General features: G+C 74.5%; 11 protein-coding genes. 3 read left to right on the top strand and 8 right to left on the bottom strand.

The window, feature by feature from the left end; translation table 11 throughout:
• Positions 1-191: 191 nt before the first annotated feature.
• From HFV08_RS01515 to HFV08_RS01485, 7 genes are all read right to left on the bottom strand, one after another.
• Positions 192-2,672 (bottom strand): ABC transporter substrate-binding protein, encoded by a 2,481-nt coding sequence (locus tag HFV08_RS01515; protein WP_168535003.1) that lies wholly within the window; start codon positions 2,670-2,672, stop codon positions 192-194.
• Positions 2,673-3,002: 330 nt separating this feature from the next.
• Entirely contained in the window at positions 3,003-5,663 is a 2,661-nt protein-coding gene (locus HFV08_RS01510; protein ID WP_168535001.1) for a SpoIIE family protein phosphatase, read from the bottom strand.
• Positions 5,664-5,796: 133 nt separating this feature from the next.
• The gene (locus tag HFV08_RS01505; protein ID WP_168535639.1) at positions 5,797-6,219 is read right to left on the bottom strand and encodes an ATP-binding protein; all 423 of its coding nucleotides are present in this window, start codon (positions 6,217-6,219) and stop codon (positions 5,797-5,799) included.
• Between the two features lie 236 nt (positions 6,220-6,455).
• On the bottom strand, positions 6,456-6,869 hold the full coding sequence (locus HFV08_RS01500) for a (deoxy)nucleoside triphosphate pyrophosphohydrolase (protein WP_168534996.1): 414 nt from the start codon (positions 6,867-6,869) through the stop codon (positions 6,456-6,458).
• Positions 6,870-6,937: 68 nt separating this feature from the next.
• Positions 6,938-7,114 (bottom strand): SPOR domain-containing protein, encoded by a 177-nt coding sequence (locus HFV08_RS01495; RefSeq protein WP_168534994.1) that lies wholly within the window; start codon positions 7,112-7,114, stop codon positions 6,938-6,940.
• A 652-nt stretch (positions 7,115-7,766) separates the two neighbouring features.
• Positions 7,767-8,519: a GntR family transcriptional regulator gene (locus HFV08_RS01490; protein ID WP_168534992.1), complete on the bottom strand. Its 753-nt coding sequence runs from the start codon at positions 8,517-8,519 to the stop codon at positions 7,767-7,769.
• A gap of 260 nt (positions 8,520-8,779) precedes the next feature.
• Positions 8,780-10,072, bottom strand: coding sequence for a DUF4190 domain-containing protein (locus tag HFV08_RS01485; protein ID WP_168534990.1), 1,293 nt, complete (start codon positions 10,070-10,072; stop codon positions 8,780-8,782).
• A 355-nt stretch (positions 10,073-10,427) separates the two neighbouring features.
• Between HFV08_RS01485 and HFV08_RS01480 the strand changes: the two genes are divergently transcribed.
• Positions 10,428-11,624: a threonine synthase gene (locus HFV08_RS01480; RefSeq protein WP_168534988.1), complete on the top strand. Its 1,197-nt coding sequence runs from the start codon at positions 10,428-10,430 to the stop codon at positions 11,622-11,624.
• A 377-nt stretch (positions 11,625-12,001) separates the two neighbouring features.
• Positions 12,002-12,226: a hypothetical protein gene (locus HFV08_RS01475; RefSeq protein WP_168534986.1), complete on the top strand. Its 225-nt coding sequence runs from the start codon at positions 12,002-12,004 to the stop codon at positions 12,224-12,226.
• Between the two features lie 67 nt (positions 12,227-12,293).
• Here the strand turns inward: HFV08_RS01475 and HFV08_RS01470 are convergent, their stop codons facing one another.
• Positions 12,294-14,768, bottom strand: coding sequence for a DEAD/DEAH box helicase (locus HFV08_RS01470; protein WP_168534984.1), 2,475 nt, complete (start codon positions 14,766-14,768; stop codon positions 12,294-12,296).
• Positions 14,769-15,235: 467 nt separating this feature from the next.
• On the opposite strand from HFV08_RS01470, the gene HFV08_RS01465 reads away from it, so the two are divergent.
• Positions 15,236-16,198, top strand: a complete 963-nt coding sequence (locus tag HFV08_RS01465; RefSeq protein ID WP_168534982.1) for an acyl-CoA thioesterase domain-containing protein — start codon at positions 15,236-15,238, stop codon at positions 16,196-16,198.
• The last annotated feature ends 21 nt before the right edge of the window (positions 16,199-16,219 follow it).

Here is a 16,219-nt window from a genome sequence, read left to right as displayed (position 1 = left end):
GGGTCTCGGGGACGGGGTCGGGGGCGGTGCACGGGGTCGCTGCGCAGGGACAAGAGGCCGGGTCGGCAGGGCCCGAGGGGGTCGGCGGGCCCGGGGATCACGGGGCAGTCAGGAGACTGCCCGCCCGGGCCGCCCGGCGGCAAGGCCCCCGCCCGCCCTCGCCACAAGTTCCCCATCAGGGCGCCAAACCTTCACTCCTTGTCCGACTCCCGGCCGTCGGCCGCGCCGGACTCCTTGTCCGAGGCCTTGGGGGACTCCTCGGCGGAGGGCTTCCCCGACTTCTTGTCCGGCCCCGTGCCGCCCTTCTCCTCGGCGGAGGGCTCGGCGGAGGGCTTCCCCGACTCCCGGCCGGAGTCCTTCTCGCCGCCGGTGGCCTTCTCCTTGTCGGCGGCCTTCTCCTTGCCGGACCCGGCGCTCTCGTCCTCCTTCGCGCGGTCCTGGTCCTTCCCCGGCTCACCGGCGCCCGGCGTACCCCGGTGGGCGGCCGGACCGCCGTGACCCGCGGACTTCAGGAAGCCGATGTCCTCGTACCGCGGGGACTCGAAGCCGTAGGCGCCGACGTTCGCGAGGTCCTTGCGCACCGCGACGAGCTGGGGGCGCTGGTAGAGCGGGAGCGATCCGGCGGCGGCCCAGATGCGGGCGTCGGCCTTGCGCATCAGGCCCGCCACGTCGCCGGAGTCCAGCTCGGTGGTCGCCTTGTCGAAGAGCTGGTCGATGTAGTCGGTGCCGACCCGGGTGTAGTTCTGCTCGACATTGAGCGAGCCGTCGGCCGCCGGGACCGGCTTCGCGTAGATCGGCCGGGCGTCGGTGGCCGGGAAGGCGGTGGCGGGCCAGGAGTAGAGCGCCATGTCGTACTCACCGGCGGCGATGTGGTCCTTGAAGTAGTCCTCGTCGGCGACCTTCACCAGCTGGGTACGGATGCCGATCCGGCCGAGCATCTTCGAGATGTCCGCCCCGACCTCGCGCAGCGACCGGGAGCCGGGCCCGGAGGGCAGGACGAAGCGGAGGGTGAGCGCCTTGCCGTCCTTGGCGAGCAGCCCGGCCGTCGAGCCGCCGGGGGCCGCGGTGCCCTTGGGGGCGTAGGCGCCGGGTGCACCGCCGGGCTGGGAGTGCGGCTTGTCCTGGGCGGCCTTGCCGTCGTCCGGGGCGCCCGCCTCACCGCTGGGCCTCGCGGTCTTCTTCCCCTCGTCCCCGCCGTCCGAGCCGGGGGCCTCGGCCTCGCTCTTCTTCGTGTCCTTCGTGCCCTTCTCGGTCCCGGTGTCCGCGCGGGCGTCGGTCTCCTCGTCCTTCTTGCCGCCCTTGCGCAGCGGCCCGCCGGGCACCCATCCGGCGTCGGCGAGCAGTGCCTGCGCCTCGTCGGTGTCCTGGGCGCCGAGGGCACCGCTGCCGTCCGCGTAGCCGAGCTGACCGGCGAGCGCGAGGTGGCTGCCCACCGGCTTCGCGGGCAGTCCGAGCGGGCCGAGCACCGAGCGGGCGATCCGCCCCCGGTCGATCGCGCGGGCGACGGCCCGGCGCACCCGGTCGTCGGTGAGCGGTCCTGAGGCGCCGTTCAGGGCGAGCTGGGTGAAGGCGGGTTCCAGGGACTTGCGGATCTCGTAGCGGCCGAGGCCCTGCTGCTCCTCGGCGAAGGCCTGCCGGGCGCGTTCGGCCTTCGCCCGGACCTCCTTCTCCTTGTCCGCGGCCTGTTCGTCGGAGCCGTGGACCACCGCCCAGGAGCGCAGCGCCTGGGCCGGTCCGCGGGCCGCGCCGGGGCCCGCCGCGGGGGCGCCACCGGCGGCCTGGCCCTCGGCGGCGCCGGAGATCCGCCGGGCGTCGCCGGGTTCGAGGGCGGCGATGTCGATCTCGCCCTTGCGCAGGGCGTCGAGGCGCCGAGCGGCCGGGACCGCGCGCAGCACCAGCTTGTCGAGCTTGGCGCGCTCGCCCCACCAGCGCGGGTTGCGCACCAGCGTCAGCCGGTCCTCGGAGGCCTTGGCGCCCTTCTTGCGCTGCTCGGGGGCGAAGGGGCCCGCGGTGATCTTCAGGGCCTTGCGGGCGTCCTCGTTGAAGGCGTCCGGGCTGCCCATCACCTGCTTCGGGTAGAGCGGCGAGAAGAGCGAGCGCCAGTCCGCGTACTTCTTCTTGAAGGTGACCCGGACCTGGAGGTCGTTGTCGCCGCGCTCGATCTTGGCGATGCGGTTGTAGCCCGCGTTGCGCGCGGTCCAGTACGCGCTGTTCTTCCCGGAGAGGGCGTGCCACTGGGCCACGAAGTCGGCGGCGCCGATCTCCCGGCCGTCGCTCCACACCGCCCGCTGGTCGAGCTTGTAGAGGACGACCTGGGGGTCGGTCTCGACGACCTTGGCGGACTCCAGGAAGTCGGCGTCCCGGGCGGGCCGCCCCTGCGCGTCGAGGCGGAACATCGAGGGCAGTACGGCCCCGGCCACCCGGGAGGTCGCCTCGTCGGCGTCGGACTGGTAGGCGTTGAGGGTCTTGGGCAGGGCGTCGACCGCCCAGCGCGCGGTGGCGCCGTCGGCGAGCTTCGCCCGGGAGGCGGAGCCGAGGTCCTGGCGCGCGGTGGGCGGCGCCTCCTTCTCCTCGGAACTGCAGGCGGCGAGGGCGGGCACCGCGAGGACACCCGTCGTCAGAAACGCGACCGAACGCATCACCGAGCGCCGGCCGGCGCCTTCGTGCGACATCTGTGGACCTCCGGGGCTCGCCCGCCGGCCCGGGGGCCGGAGAGCTGGTGCGGGACTGCTCCCGTTCGGGGGAATCAGCAGCTGATCAGACGTGATCCCCCACTGAAGGCGAGCGCCCCGGGGGCGAGTGGGAGCCACGGCGCCGCACCCGGCGAAGGCCACCCGGGCGGCCGAACCCGGGGCGCGGGGGCACGGGCGGCGGGGGCGCGGGCGGGCGAGGGAAGAAGCCGGGCAGGCAGCAGCCCCGTGGTCAGAAGGGCCCGTAGTCAGAAGGGCCCGTAGTCAGAACGACCCGCGGTCAGAACGACCCGCGATCGGAACAGCCCGCGGTCAGAACAGGCTGAGCAGTGCCTCGGTCGGGTCCGTGGTGCCGCCGCCGTTCTTCGGCAGGTCGAGTTCGAACCAGACGGTCTTGCCGCGGGGGGTGCGGCGCGAGCCCCAGCCCGTGCTGAGCAGGCCGACGAGCTGGAGGCCACGGCCGCCCTCGTCGGTGTCCCGGGCCCGGCGCCTGCGCGGCTGAACCAGGCCGCCGTCCCAGACCTCGCAGACCAGGGTGCGGTCGAGCAGCAGCCGCAGCCGGATGTCGCCCTCGCCGTAGCGCAGCGCGTTGGTGACCAGCTCGCTCACCAGCAACTCGGTGGTGTCGACGAGGAGTTCGAGGTCCCAGGACTCCAGCTGGGTGCGGGCCAGCTCCCGGGCGCGGCCCACGCTGCGCGGCTCGCGGGGCAGCGCCCAGTCCCCCACCGACTCGGCGGGCAGCCCCTGCACCCGCGCCATGAGCAGGGCGATGTCGTCCTCCCCGTGGTGGGTGTCGAGGGACTCCAGGACGTGGTCGCAGAGGTCCTCCAGGGAGCGGGCGGGCGTCCCGGAGGCGGCGGGCGGCTGCCCGGCCTTCTCCTCGCCGCCGGGCGGGGGCACCGGCACGTCGAGGGAGGCGCGGAGGGCTTCGAGTCCCTCGTCGAGGGGGTGGTCCCGGGACTCGACGAGTCCGTCGGTGTAGAGGGCGAGCACGGCGCCCTCCGGCAGTTCTATCTCCACGTCCTCGAAGGGCTCGTCGCCGACGCCGAGCGGCAGCCCGGGCGGTACGTCGAGCATGACGGCCCGCTCCTCCGCGGGGTCGACGAGGACCGGGGGCAGGTGCCCGGCGTTGGCGAAGGTGCAGCGCCGGGTGACCGAGTCGTAGACGGCGTAGACGCAGGTGGCGAGGTAGACCTCGGAGAGGTTCTCGTCCTGGGCGCCGCGGGCGCCGCGGCGGCCGGACTTGCGGGCCCCGCTGCCGGGGCCGAAGGCGGCGGAGGGCCCGCCGGGGGTGCCGAGTCCGCGGGCGGTCTCGTCCAGGGCGGTGAGCACCTCGGCCGGTTCCAGGTCGAGCAGGGCCAGGGTCCGTACGGCGGTGCGCAGTTCGCCCATGGCGACGGCGGCGCGCAGTCCGCGGCCCATGACGTCGCCGACCACCAGGGCGGTGCGGTGGCCGGGGAGTTCGATGACGTCGAACCAGTCGCCGCCGACCTCGGTGGCGGCGGTGCCCGGCAGATAGCGGCAGGCGATGTCGAGACCGGCGGCCTCGGGGTCGCCGGGCGGCAGCAGGGAGCGCTGGAGGATGAGCGCGCGCTCGTGTTCGCGCCGGTAGAGGCGGGCGTTGTCGATGCAGACGGCGGCGCGGGCGGCCAGTTCGACGGCGAGCGCGCGGTCGCGTTCGCCGAAGGGCTCGCTGCCCTTGGCCCGGGCGAACTGGGCGAGGCCGACCACGGTGTCGTGCGCGACCATCGGCACCACCAGGGTCGACTGTACGAGGCCGGGCCCCTGGGCCGGTACGAGCTGGGGCCGGGCGCTGCGCAGGGCCTCGGCGCAGGGCGAGTCCGGGGCGTAGCGGTGCACGGCGCCGACGGCGACGGGCGTGGGCCCGCCGGTGAGCGGGGCGTCCGAGACCGCGCTGGCGAAGCCCACCCGGCGCATCTCGGCACCGGCGGTGCCGGACCGGCTGCCCGAGCCGCCGCCGTGCGGGTTCTCGTCGCCGAGCAGCAGCCCCTGGTAGAGGTCGACGGTGGCGACGTCGCAGAAGCCGGGCACCGTCACGTCGAGGAGTTCGCGGGCGGTGGTCTCCAGGTCGAGGGAGTTGCCGATCCGGGCGCCGGCCTCGTTGAGCAGGGCGAGGTTGCGCCGGGCGTGCGCGGCCTCGCGGGCGGCGGCGTGGCGGCGGGTGACGTCCACGCCGAGTCCGGCGACGCCGAGCGGGCGGCCGGAGGGGCTGTGCACCCGGTAGAGGTTGATCGACCAGTGGCGGCGCTCGTCGGAACCGGGCGGTGTACCGACGATCTGCATGTCGGTGACGGACTCCCCGGTGTCCAGGACGCGCTGGAGCACGGCGGTGACGCGGTCGGCCTCGTTGGGCGGCAGGTAGTCGTGGACGGTGCGGCCGCGGTGGGTGTCCAGGCTCCCGCCGAAGGCGGCGGCGAGGCGCTCGTTGGCGCGCTGCACCCGCAGGTCGGTGCCGAAGAGCAGGAAGCCGAAGGGGGAGTCGCCGAAGATGGCCTGGGAGGCGGCGAGGTCGCTCTCGATACGGCGCAGGGTGCGGACGTCCACGACGATGCAGACGGCGGCCTGCTCCCCGGCGGCGGTGCCGGTGGGCATCACATAGATCTCGGCGATGCCGTCCTTGGCGGCCTGGCCCGGGCGCACCGGCGCGTGGAAGGGGACGATCCCGGTCCACTCGCGGCCGTCGAGGATCTCCGCCATCTTGCGGTGGCCGCGCGGGCGCAGGTGCTCGGGGACGAACTCCTCGACCGGGTCCTTGCCCAGGATGTCGGCGGCGGGCACGCCGAAGAGCTCCTCCGCGCGCGAACTCCACTGCTCCACGAGCCCGTCCGGGCCGATCGAGAAGGACGCGACCTGGATGTACTCGTACATGGAGCCGGGCGTGGTGTGGTGCCACATGGCATTGCCTCGCGAGGGCCCCTCGGAGACCGAGGCCTTCGCCGGTGTCTCGCTCACGCGAACCGTCCCCTCCAGCTCACCGTGTCCACCACCGGAACCGGCATCCCGAAGTATCCAGCACCCGGGCTCCCGGCGACACGGCGTACACGATCACAGCACGGTCTCGACGCAATCGGTACCGTCCGGACCGCTACTCGCCTGTCTTCTGTCCCGGTGGGGCCAGCTCGAACCACACGGTCTTGCCGGTGCCTGCCTGCCGGATCCCCCAGCGCCGGGAGGCACGTGCCACCAGCTGGATGCCGCGGCCGTGCTCGTCCCCCGGGTCCGCGCTCCGCTCGCACGGCGGGTCGGGAAGCGGGTCCGAGACCTCCACGAGCAGGGCGCCCGGCGCTGTGGCGGGACGCATCAACCGTACGCCGATGGGGGCGGAGGCGTAGCAGAGCGAGTTGGTGACCAGTTCGCTGACCAGCAGTTCAGCGAGGTCGGCGAGGCCTTCGAGACCCCAGTCGTGAAGCTGCTGCCGGACGCGGAGCCGGGCGGTGCGCACCGCCGTCGGGTCCGCCGGGAAGCTCCACTCGGCGCACGTGCTCTCGGTGTCGATCAAGCCGACCACTTCCCAGACCAACAGACCAGCAGAAGGGGCAATTCCTCCATAACGGATAAGAGGCCCATACCCCCTGTACGGTTCCCGTTACCGGGTCACGGGGACCTCTCGGCACGAATGGCGCAGGCGCGGTGACGCCGCGTAGGCGTCTCGCCGGGTCGTACGGAGTCCCGCGGAGCCCCCTGGAAACGCAGGGAACAGGGAGACGCGGGGAGACTCAGGGAAACCCGGGGAGACCGTGGGACTCACGGTGCGGGGAGCCACTCCCCGGCCAGGTGGTGCAGCACCGCGGTGACGGCGGGGCGGTCGACATCGAGCCAGTCGACCGACCAGATCTCGCCGGGGGTCAGCCAGCGCAGCGCGTCGTGATCCTCGAGCGGCCGGGGCTCGCCCGCGCACAGGCGGGCCGTCCAGACCTCCAGGACGTATCCCGGCCTGAGCGGGAAGGTACCGGGGACCCGGGTGAGCGCCTCGGTCTCGACGCCCAGCTCCTCGCGCAGCTCGCGGACGAGCGCCTGCTCGGGCGACTCCCCCGGCTCGACCTTGCCGCCGGGCAGCTCCCAGCCTCCGGCCAGCTCGGGCGGGGCGCTGCGGCGGGCGGCGAGCAGGCGTCCGCCGTCGCAGAGCGCGGCGCCGACGACCAGGATGGGTGCGGTCATGCGGGGGAGCCTACGGGAGCCGGGCCGGCCGCCGGACAGCCGCCGGGCACCCCGCCGCCCGCGACCGCTCAGGCGCCGCCGGTGGTCGACTCGACCCAGTAGAGCTGCTGGTGACCGCGGGAGCCGAGGCGCTCGGCGACGCGCTGCGCCTCCGCCTCGGTCGCATAGCGGGCCACCCGGTACCGGTTGCCGTTGTCGTCCTGGCGCACCACGACCCAGGTGAGTGTGGCCGTACCTTCACTCATCACGCGTCCCTTCCCCCTGCACGTCCCCCGGTGCGCGACCCGGCTCCGCCCCCAGCGGAAACCGCATCCCGCATATGCCTGACCCTACGCCCGGCCTTCACTGTACGGATACGGCTTTTTACGAAGAGGTACGCTTCCGGACAGTTTTCGCCCCTGACCTGCACCTCCCGAGGGGGCGCACACGCGGCCTCGCGCCCCCCGAGAGGCGCGCGAGGCCCACACCCGGCGCACCGGGGGACCCTCCGGCCGAGCACGGCCGCGGACGCCACACGCTGGGACGGAGGCACCACACGCTGGGACGGAACGGCGACTCCGCCCCTTCCGCCGGACTCCGCGGATCCGGCACCGACTCCCATAGGACCCGGCGCGGGACACAGCCACCGGATCAGTCCGAAATGCACCGGACGGGCCTCGGGGATGCACCGAGGACCCGTCCGGTCCCGGTCCCGGGCCGGTCAGGACAGCACCCGGCGAGCGGAGGCCTCGGCGTGCAGACAGCCGACGCGCGAACAGATACGCAAACAGTCGGCTTGCAAACAGTCGTCGTGCAGATGGTTGGCATGCAGGCGGTCGGCGCGCAGACGGTCCGCACACGGCAGGCCGCGCACAGAAGGTGATCCGTGGACCGGCCCGTGGACCGGCCCGTGGACCGTCAGCGCACCGGCAGGTGGTACGCGATCTGGTAGCGGTCGGCCGGGACGACGACATCGGCCGTCTCCACCGGCCGGCCGGAGGCGTAGTACGTCCGCTGGATCACCAGGACCACATGGCCGGGCACACCGCCGAGGGCGAGGAGTTCCTCGGCGAGACCGGGGCGGGCGCCGACCTCCTCGGTGACGTTGTCCACGATCACGTCGATGGCGGCCATCCGCTCGACCACACCCATCCCGCCGAGCGGGCCCTCCTCGGGCAGCATCACCGGGGTGCGGCCGGTGAGCGCGAGCGGCTCCCAGGAGGTGGAGAGCATCATGGCCTCGCCCGCGTCTCGGTAGAGGTAGCTGGTGCACATCACGCGCTCCCCCGCCTCGATGCCGAGCCGCTGCGCGACGGCGGCCCCGGCCGGCACCTGCTCGCTGCGCGACTCCCAGCTGCCGTAGGCACCGTCCTCGGCCTGCTCCTGGCGGAAGGAGGTGGCGCCGCCCGCGGGCCGGTACCCGGAGCGCGCGACCCGGCGCGGCACCGGTCGCTCGCGGACGTACGTCCCCGAGCCGGAGCGGCCCTCCACGAGACCCTCGGCCATCAGGACCTTGCGCGCCTCCAGGGCGACGGTGTCCGAGACCCCGTACTCCTCGCGGATTCGCGCCTGCGAGGGGAGTCGGGTGTGCGGCGGCAGTGAGCCATCGACGATCTTCTTGCGCAGATCACCCGCGACGCGGAGATACGCCGGCTGCCCACCGAATACCACTGGCCACTCCCCTCCGTTTAACAGACGGCAACAGACTGACAACCGTGGGTTGTTGACCGCAAGTCAAGGCCTGGGAATCACTCGATGTGATGACATGCCTTTCCCCGGACCTCTTGCGACCGGTAAAGGACCTTCCTCCTGGACCGTCCCCAACGGGCGGCAGCGCGCGCCGAGTTGATCACTGTCCAGCGCCCGGCCTTCCTACACCGGCCCGGACCGGAACCGCCCCGCGGACGGCACCTCGAACACCTGCCCGGCGCTCAGATCGCGGTGCCCGCCCCGCCGGAGCCGGAACCCGAGCCGCCCGTACCACCGGAGCCGCCCCCGTCGCCCTCGCCGCCGTCCTCCCGCTCGGGCGGGGTGGTGGTCAGGCCGAGGGCCTTGCGCGCGGGGATCTGCTCGCGGTCGGCGTAGGCCTCGTCGGCGGCACCGTAGGCCTCGTAGAAGGTGTCCGCGTCGGTGGCCCCGGCCGCCTTGGCCCACTGGGTGCGGGCGGCCTTGACGGCGCGCAGCTCGGCGGCGATCGCCCCGGCGGACCGGCTCGGCCAGCGGTGGTCCCGCAGGGCGCGCTCCTGGTCGCCGAGGGCGGAGGCGACCGCGCGGGCCCAGCGCCGGTGGCCGGGCAGGTCGTCCTCGACGTACTCCTCCGCCGGAGGGTTCTCCAGGGCCTCCTCGGTCGCCCGGAGCGCCTTCAGATAGGCGGTCTGGTCGGCGTCGAGGCTGCCCTCGTCGTTGCGCAGCGGGCCGGTGAGCCGCCCGGTGGCGTCGGAGTTGCCGAACAGGCAGGTGATCTCGCGGTCGCCGTAGTCCCAGCTCTCCCGGCTCGGCGTGAAGTGGTAGACATCACTGTCCGCGGGCAGCGCCCAGCTGTCCATCGCGTAACCGCGGCGCAGGGCGAAGCACTTGTCGTCGGCGGTCGCGTCGAGGCGCTTCTCGCCGGGCCAAGGGCCTCCGGGCAGCGTGAAGTTGGCGAAGACCTCGCCGTCGTGCGCCCCGGAGCAGGGCACCCGGTCCACGTCGTAGGCGAGCCCTTCGAGGGAGCGGCCCTGGCTGTCGAAGCACTCGCCGACGTCCAGCGAGAAGGTGACCTCCTCGCCGCCGGGGCCGCCGCCCGCGCTCCCGCCGCCGTCCCGGTCGTCCCCCACCAGGAAGCCGAACAGGCCGAGCGCGAGCACCATCAGCCCGAGCGAGGACATCACGATCCCGGCGACCGCCATGCCCCGGCCGCGCTCGCCCCGCCGGCTGATCTGGGAGAGCCCCACCGCGCCGAGCACCAGGCCGAGTCCGGGCACGAAGCACAGGATGCCGAGCACGAGCGAGGCGATGGCGAGCCCGTTGACCGGCGGCTGGACATACGGCTGGTACCCGCCGGGCCAGGCCTGGTACGGGTGCCCGGCCGGACCGCCGGGATAGCCGCCCGGCTGCGTGTACGCCCCCGGGTACGTCTCGTAGGGCTGGTACGGACCCGGCTGCGGGGCGCCGCCCGGCGAGGGCTGCTGCGGGGCGCCGCCCGGCGGGGGCTGCTGGGGGCCGGGCGGGGGCGGTATGTCCACGGGGTGCTGGCTCCTGGTGCGGGGTCATGGTGCGCCGCCGCCTGCGCGGTTCCGGCAGCCCGCATCGTATGCCGAGCCGCCGACAGCGCCCCGTGCGGGACGGGCGCGGGGCCGCGCACGCGCCTCGCCCCCGCGACGCCTCCGTTTCAGGCGGCTGCCGGTCGGGAGCGGAGCCGGACGAGGAGTGCGGCGGCCCGGAGGAAGAGCGCGGGAGCCCGGGGGAAGTGTGCGGGAGCCGGAGGAGGAGCACGGACGCGGGAGCCGGAGGAGGAGTGCGGACGCGGGAGCCGGAGGAGGAGTGCGGACGCGGGAGCCGCGCCGGGACAGGTGCGGGCGTGCGGCCTAGCCTCCCCTCATGAGCAATTCACCGTCCGCGGCCGATCCCCCCGCACCCGCCGCTTCCGGCCGACTGCCCTCGCCGCCTCCGCCCGGCCGAGGGCCCGGCGCCCTGCCCGGCCCGCTGCCCGACTCGGTCTGCCCGGTGGACGGAACCCGGGTGCCGGCGGCCTCCCTCGACTGGTGCTGCCCGCGCTGCCGCGGACCGCTCGACCTCGACTTCCACGGCAGGCCCGCGGGCCTCGACGCCCTCACCGGCAGGGTCAACTCCCTCTGGCGGTACGCGGAAACGCTGCCGCTCGCCGCGCCCGCGGTCTCCCTCGGCGAGGGCCGGACCCCGCTGGTGGCGCTCACCGACACGGTTTCGGCCAAGCTCGACTTCCTGATGCCCACCCTCTCCTTCAAGGACCGCGGCGCCGTCCTGCTCGCCGAACTCGCCCGCCGCCTCGGCCCGGAACGCGTCCTCGCCGACAGCAGCGGCAACGCCGGTACCGCCATCGCCGCGTACTGCGCCCGGGCCGGACTGCCCTGCACGGTGTACGTCCCCGCCGCGACCTCCGCGAAGAAGCTGGAGCAGATCGCCGCCCACGGCGCACGGCTGGAAACCGTCGACGGCGACCGCCAGGCCACCGCCCTCGCGGCCCGCGCGGCGGCGGACGCCCCCGGCACCTTCTACGCCAGCCACGTCCACAACCCGTACTTCCTGCACGGCACCAAGACCTACGTCCACGAACTCTGGGAGGACCTCGGCGGCCACCTCCCCGAGCGCCTCGTGGTCCCGGTCGGCAACGGCACCCTCCTCCTGGGCGCCGCCCTGGCCCTCACCGAACTCCACACCGCGGGCCTGCTCCCCCGCCGCCCCCGCCTGATCGCCGTCCAGTCCGCGGCGGTGGCCCCCCTCGCCCGCGCCTGGCAGGAGGGCGCCGACGACCTCCTCGACGACACCCCCGCGTCCCCCACCCTCGCCGAGGGCATCGCCATCCCGCGTCCACCGCGGGCCCGCCAGATCCTCCGCGCGGTACGGGAGTCCGGCGGCGAATTCCGCACGGTGACCGAACCCCAGATCCGCACCGCCCAACGCGACCTCGCGGCCCGCGGCTTCTACGTGGAGACGACCGGCGTCGCCTGCTGGGCCGCGGTACGGGAGGAGGCCCGGGGACCGAGCACGGTGGTGCCGTTGTGCGGGGCGGGGGTGAAGACGGGGGTGGGGGTGTAGGAGCTCGGACCCGCGATGCGCTGACTGACGGGCGGCTTCAGCGAGTTGTGCCGGATTCAAAGCTAGTTACCGAGATCAGGGGCGCGGCGTAGTAAAGCCCCAGTTCAGTTCGTGTGCTCCCCGCGCGTGCGGGGGTGGTCCCGGCCGGTGCGCTGTCTGCCCAACCCCGAAAGCGTGCTCCCCGCGCGTGCGGGGGTGGTCCCCGCCCCCACCTCGGCGCCCTGGCGCTCGCCCTGTGCTCCCCGCGCGTGCGGGGGTGGCCCCGGACGCATCGCCGTGTACGACAAGGACGGCGAGTGCTCCCCGCACGAGCAGGAATTCCCCTCCCATACGTCACAATCAACCCACCCCCTCCGCTCCCTACGGAAAGACCCCCTATGGACACCGGAAAGCTCGAACTCGCCGCCCAGCGCTACCGCGAGGCCAAGGCCGCCCTGGACGGTGCCTTTGCCGATCTGCAGGTCGAGGCGATTGCCGCGTTGCAGAAGGGGAGCGACGAGACCGGCGACCACGCCGAGGTCGCCCGGATCACCGGGTGGTCCGAGGAGCAGGTGCAGCAGCTGATGCGTCGCGCCGCCGAGGAGGGCGTCGAGGCGAGCTGAGGCATCCCGGAGGGGACCTGTACGCAGCCTGCCCGGGTACAGCCCCGAACGTGCCCGCCCCCGGGTGTCAGGTGGTGGCGGGCCGCTCGTCCTCGGGCTCACCGGGCAAGGCTGACTCCACCGGCGCGGACTCGGTCGAGGCGGCAGCCGCCTCCGAAGACCCCTCCGGCGCAGAAGCCTCCCTCCGCCCCAACTCCCCCGCCAGCCGCCGCTGTTCGTCCTCCACGATGTGGCGGGCCAGGGAGCGGTCCGAGACGTCGACGGCCTCGGGGTCGGATTCGGCGGTGTCGCTGCGGCGGGCGTAGGCGTCGAAGAGGCGGTCCTTGTTGCGGAGGATGTCGAGGAGGCGCTCGTCGACGCTGTCGGTGGCCAGCAGGCGGTGCACCTGGACCGGGCGGACCTGGCCCATCCGGTGGGCGCGGGCGATGGCCTGGTGCTCCATGGTGGGCTTGACCTGGGGTTCGCAGAGGATGACGACCGAGGCGGCCTGCATGTTGAGGCCGACGCCGCCCGCCTGGATCTGGCTCAGGAGTACGGCGTGGCCGGGGGCTGCGGCGAAGTCGTCCACGAGCTGCTGGCGCCGTTCCGCCGCCAACTCGCCGGTGAGCGGCCCGAAGACGTCCTCGCCGAGGGCCGCGTGCACGGTGGCGAGGACCTCGCGGAAGTAGGAGAAGACCACGGCCTTGAGCCCGTTGTCGGCGGCCTCGGCGAGGAGTTCGCGCAGCCGCTCCAGCTTCGCGGAGTCGGCGGGCGCGGCGTAGGCGGCCCGGCGCATGGCCATGAAATTGCCCGCGGCGACGGCCTCGGCGTACTCCTCCTTGTCGGCGGCGCTGAACTCCTCCCACTCGTCGACCTTGAGCAGGGCGGGCAGTTCGGTCAGTACGTCCTGCTGGTTGCGGCGCAGATACGCGGGCGCGACGGCCCTGCGGAAGGCCTGGGAGCCCGCCGCCCCGGCGCCCTGCTCGATGCGGTCCACCAGGGCGGGCTGGAGGTGGCGCACCAGGTTGCGGAACTCCTCGACCCGGTTCTCCATGGGGGTGCCGGTCAGGAAGAGCACCCGCTCGCTGCGTTCGGCCCAGCGGGCGACGGCCCGGGAGCGGCGTGCCGCCGGGTTCTTGACGTAGTGCGCCTCGTCCACGACCAGGAGCGCGGGCCGGACGCCCGGGTCCGCGAAACCGGTATCGAGGGTGCCGGCGAGCCCGGTGCCGGTGCCGGCGAGCCCGGTGCCGGTGCCGGCCGATCCCGAGCCGGAAGCCGCCGACCGCGAGGGGGAGTTGCCCGGCGCCGCGTCGGTGAGCGCGTGCAGGACGTCGAAGGTGGTGAGCGCGACGCCGCCGCCGGTCTGCCATTCGGCGAAGGCCTCGGCGCGGGCGGGGCCGTGTACCGGTACGGGGCGCAGGGCGCTGCGGGAGCGGATCTCGCGGGTCCAGTTGATCAGGACGCTCGCCGGGCAGACGACCAGGAAGTGGCGCTCGCCGCGGGCCGCGAGGTGGGCGAGGACGGCGAGAGCCTGGACCGTCTTGCCGAGGCCCATCTCGTCGCCGAGGACCACCCGCCGCTGCGCGAGCGCGAACCGGGCGCCGAAGGACTGGTAGCCGCGCAGCGAGACCCGCAGCAGGCCCTCGTCGAGGCGCTGCTCGCGTACCCGCCCGGCGACCTCGTCCGGCAGGAAGCCCTCGGCCGCCGCCACATCGGTCCCGCCGCCGGTGTACTCGGCGAGCAGGCTGTAGTACTCGGCGGAGCGCAGCTCGAAGTCGACCAGGGCGGCGAGCGGTTCGGCGTCCTCGCGCAGCAGGTCGACGCTGGACTGGGCGAGCAGACCCGGGGTCCCGGCGCGGTGCAGCTCGCCGGTGAGGGCGCGCAGCCGGGCAGCGGCGCCGAGGGCCGCCTCGCGGGTACGGCGCCGGGCGAAGAGCATCCGCAAGCGGCCCGCGGCGGGAGCGGCGAGCGGGAGCAGGGCGCCGAGTCCGCGGGCGGCGCGGGTGGCGGACTCGGTGGCGCGGCGCAGCTCGGGGCCCGCCTCGACCAGGCGGTGCAGGGCTTGGAGCAGGGCGATGGCGCGGGCGTCCGGTGCGTCGGCGTCGATACGTACCGAGACCGTCTCGGAGACCGCCTGGGCGAGCTGTTTCGCGGCGGCGAGGGCCTGGTCGGCGGTCTGCTGCCCGACGCCCGGTATCTGCCGCAGGGCATGGCGGCTGGCGGCGTGCACCGCGCCGACCGTGGTGTACCCGGCGTCCTCCAGGGCGCCGAGCCGCAGCCGTCCGCCGGTGACCTCGCGCAGCCGGGCCACGGCGATCTGGTCCAGCTCGGCGGCGATCAGCTCGTCGAGGACGGGGGCGAGCGCGGCGCGTACGGCCTCCTGTGCGCGGGTGTGGTCGGCGAGCAGCTGCCGGGCGGCGGCGTCCAGGGCGCGGGCCTCGGCGAGCAGCCCGGCCACCGCGCGCCCGGGGCGCTCAGCGCCGGGTCCGGGCGCCTCGGCCCCTCCGGCGGGACCGCCCCACCCGAGCCCCGCGGCCTCTGCGCCCCCTCCGCCTTCCGCCATCACGCCCCTCGCGCACCCACCGAATCCGTCATCCGTACCGCCGGGACCTGCTCGCCCCGGACCCCCGCTGTCCCTTCGTTCTCCGCTCGCTGCTTCTCTCGCATTACTTCTGCGCTTCTGTCGTTCTTCTCGCGCCCTCGGCTCGCACCGCGCTCTTCGTTCTCCCCGTCTCCTCAGCCCTTCTCCGTCTTCTTCGCCTTCTCCGTCTTCTTCGCCTTCTCCGCTCCCGTCCGGATTGCTTCGCCGCATCCTGCCACGCGCCACCGACACGGGGCCGGGCTGCCGGGAGGGGCGGCGGGCGAGCGGGTCACGGGTCGCGGGTCGCGGGTGGACGGCATCGGCTCACCCCGCCCCCGCCACCCCCCTCGCCCCCAGGCCCCGTTGACGTCGCGCCCCGTACCTGATTGCCTCCTACACCTACCGACCCCGCTGAGCGGCCGCTCAGCAACCCCTCCCGGGAGGCCGCGGTGACCTCGGTGCACGACCCCGGCTCGGCCCTGCCGCCGCTCCCCCGCCCCACCGCCGGTCCGTCCCGCCCGGCGGCCCCGACCGCCTCGCCCGTCCCGGCGGGCCCGGCGGACCCGGGAAGGCGGCCGCCCCCGGCCCCCTTCGCGGACCAGGTGCGGCTTGAGGCGGACGGAGAGGACCAGTACCTCGGTCTGTGCCATGAGGGGCGCAAGGGTGCGGGCTTCGGCGGATCGGTGCTCGCGCAGGCGCTCGCGGCGGCCTGCCGGACCGTGCCGGGGCAGCGGCCGGTGCACTCGCTGCACGCCTACTTCCTGCGGCCGGTCTCCTGCGAGGAGAAGGTCGCCTACCGTGCGCTGCGGATGCGGGACGGCCGCTCGTACTCGCTGCGCCAAGTCCTCGCCCGGCAGTCCGCCGGGGAGGTGCTGAGCCTGCACGCCTCCTTCAAGTCGCCGGAGCCGGACGGCCACCGCAGCCAGGTGCAGGCGCCCGGGGTGTCCGGACCCGAGGGTCTGCCCGACGCGCTGGCCGGCCATCGCTCACCGGCGCTGCGCGAGGTGCTCGACCTGCGGTACGTACCGGAGGAGGAGGTCCAAGTCGGCGGGCGCGAGGGCGAGTTCACCCTGTACACCTGGTCCCGTACCCGGCTGCCGCTGCCGCCGGAGTCCGCCGCGCACGCCTGCGCGCTCGCGTATCTGAGCGATGTGACGCTGGCGCCGACCGCGACCCGGGCCTTCCACCGGGTCTTCCCGCGCAGCGGGGGTTCGCCGGTACGGCTCGTCTCGCTCGACCACGCGCTCTGGTTCCACCGGCCGGTGCGCGCCGACGCGTGGCTGCTCTTCGCGCAGCGCAGCCGGATCGCGGCGGACGGACGCGCCCTGTGCCAGGGCGAGTTCTTCACCCGGAACGGCGAACTCGTCGCCACCGCCGCCCAGGAGGCCCTGCTGCGCGCCCCCGCCGACTGACCCGCGCCCGTCCAGGGCGTT

This window comes from Streptomyces physcomitrii (assembly GCF_012273655.1).
Taxonomy (GTDB): Bacteria; Actinomycetota; Actinomycetes; order Streptomycetales; family Streptomycetaceae; genus Streptomyces; species Streptomyces physcomitrii.
The sequence above is the reverse complement of the archived record's forward strand: the minus strand, read 5'-3'. Positions and strand labels throughout refer to the sequence as shown.

Coding starts and splice junctions, on each gene's coding strand:
- HFV08_RS01515 (WP_168535003.1), bottom strand. CDS start 2,672: ATGTCGCACGAAGGCGCCGGCCGGCGCTCGGTGATGCGTTCGGTCGCG.
- HFV08_RS01500 (WP_168534996.1), bottom strand. CDS start 6,869: ATGACCGCACCCATCCTGGTCGTCGGCGCCGCGCTCTGCGACGGCGGA.
- HFV08_RS01495 (WP_168534994.1), bottom strand. CDS start 7,114: ATGAGTGAAGGTACGGCCACACTCACCTGGGTCGTGGTGCGCCAGGAC.
- HFV08_RS01480 (WP_168534988.1), top strand. CDS start 10,428: ATGAGCAATTCACCGTCCGCGGCCGATCCCCCCGCACCCGCCGCTTCC.
- HFV08_RS01475 (WP_168534986.1), top strand. CDS start 12,002: ATGGACACCGGAAAGCTCGAACTCGCCGCCCAGCGCTACCGCGAGGCC.
- HFV08_RS01470 (WP_168534984.1), bottom strand. CDS start 14,768: ATGGCGGAAGGCGGAGGGGGCGCAGAGGCCGCGGGGCTCGGGTGGGGC.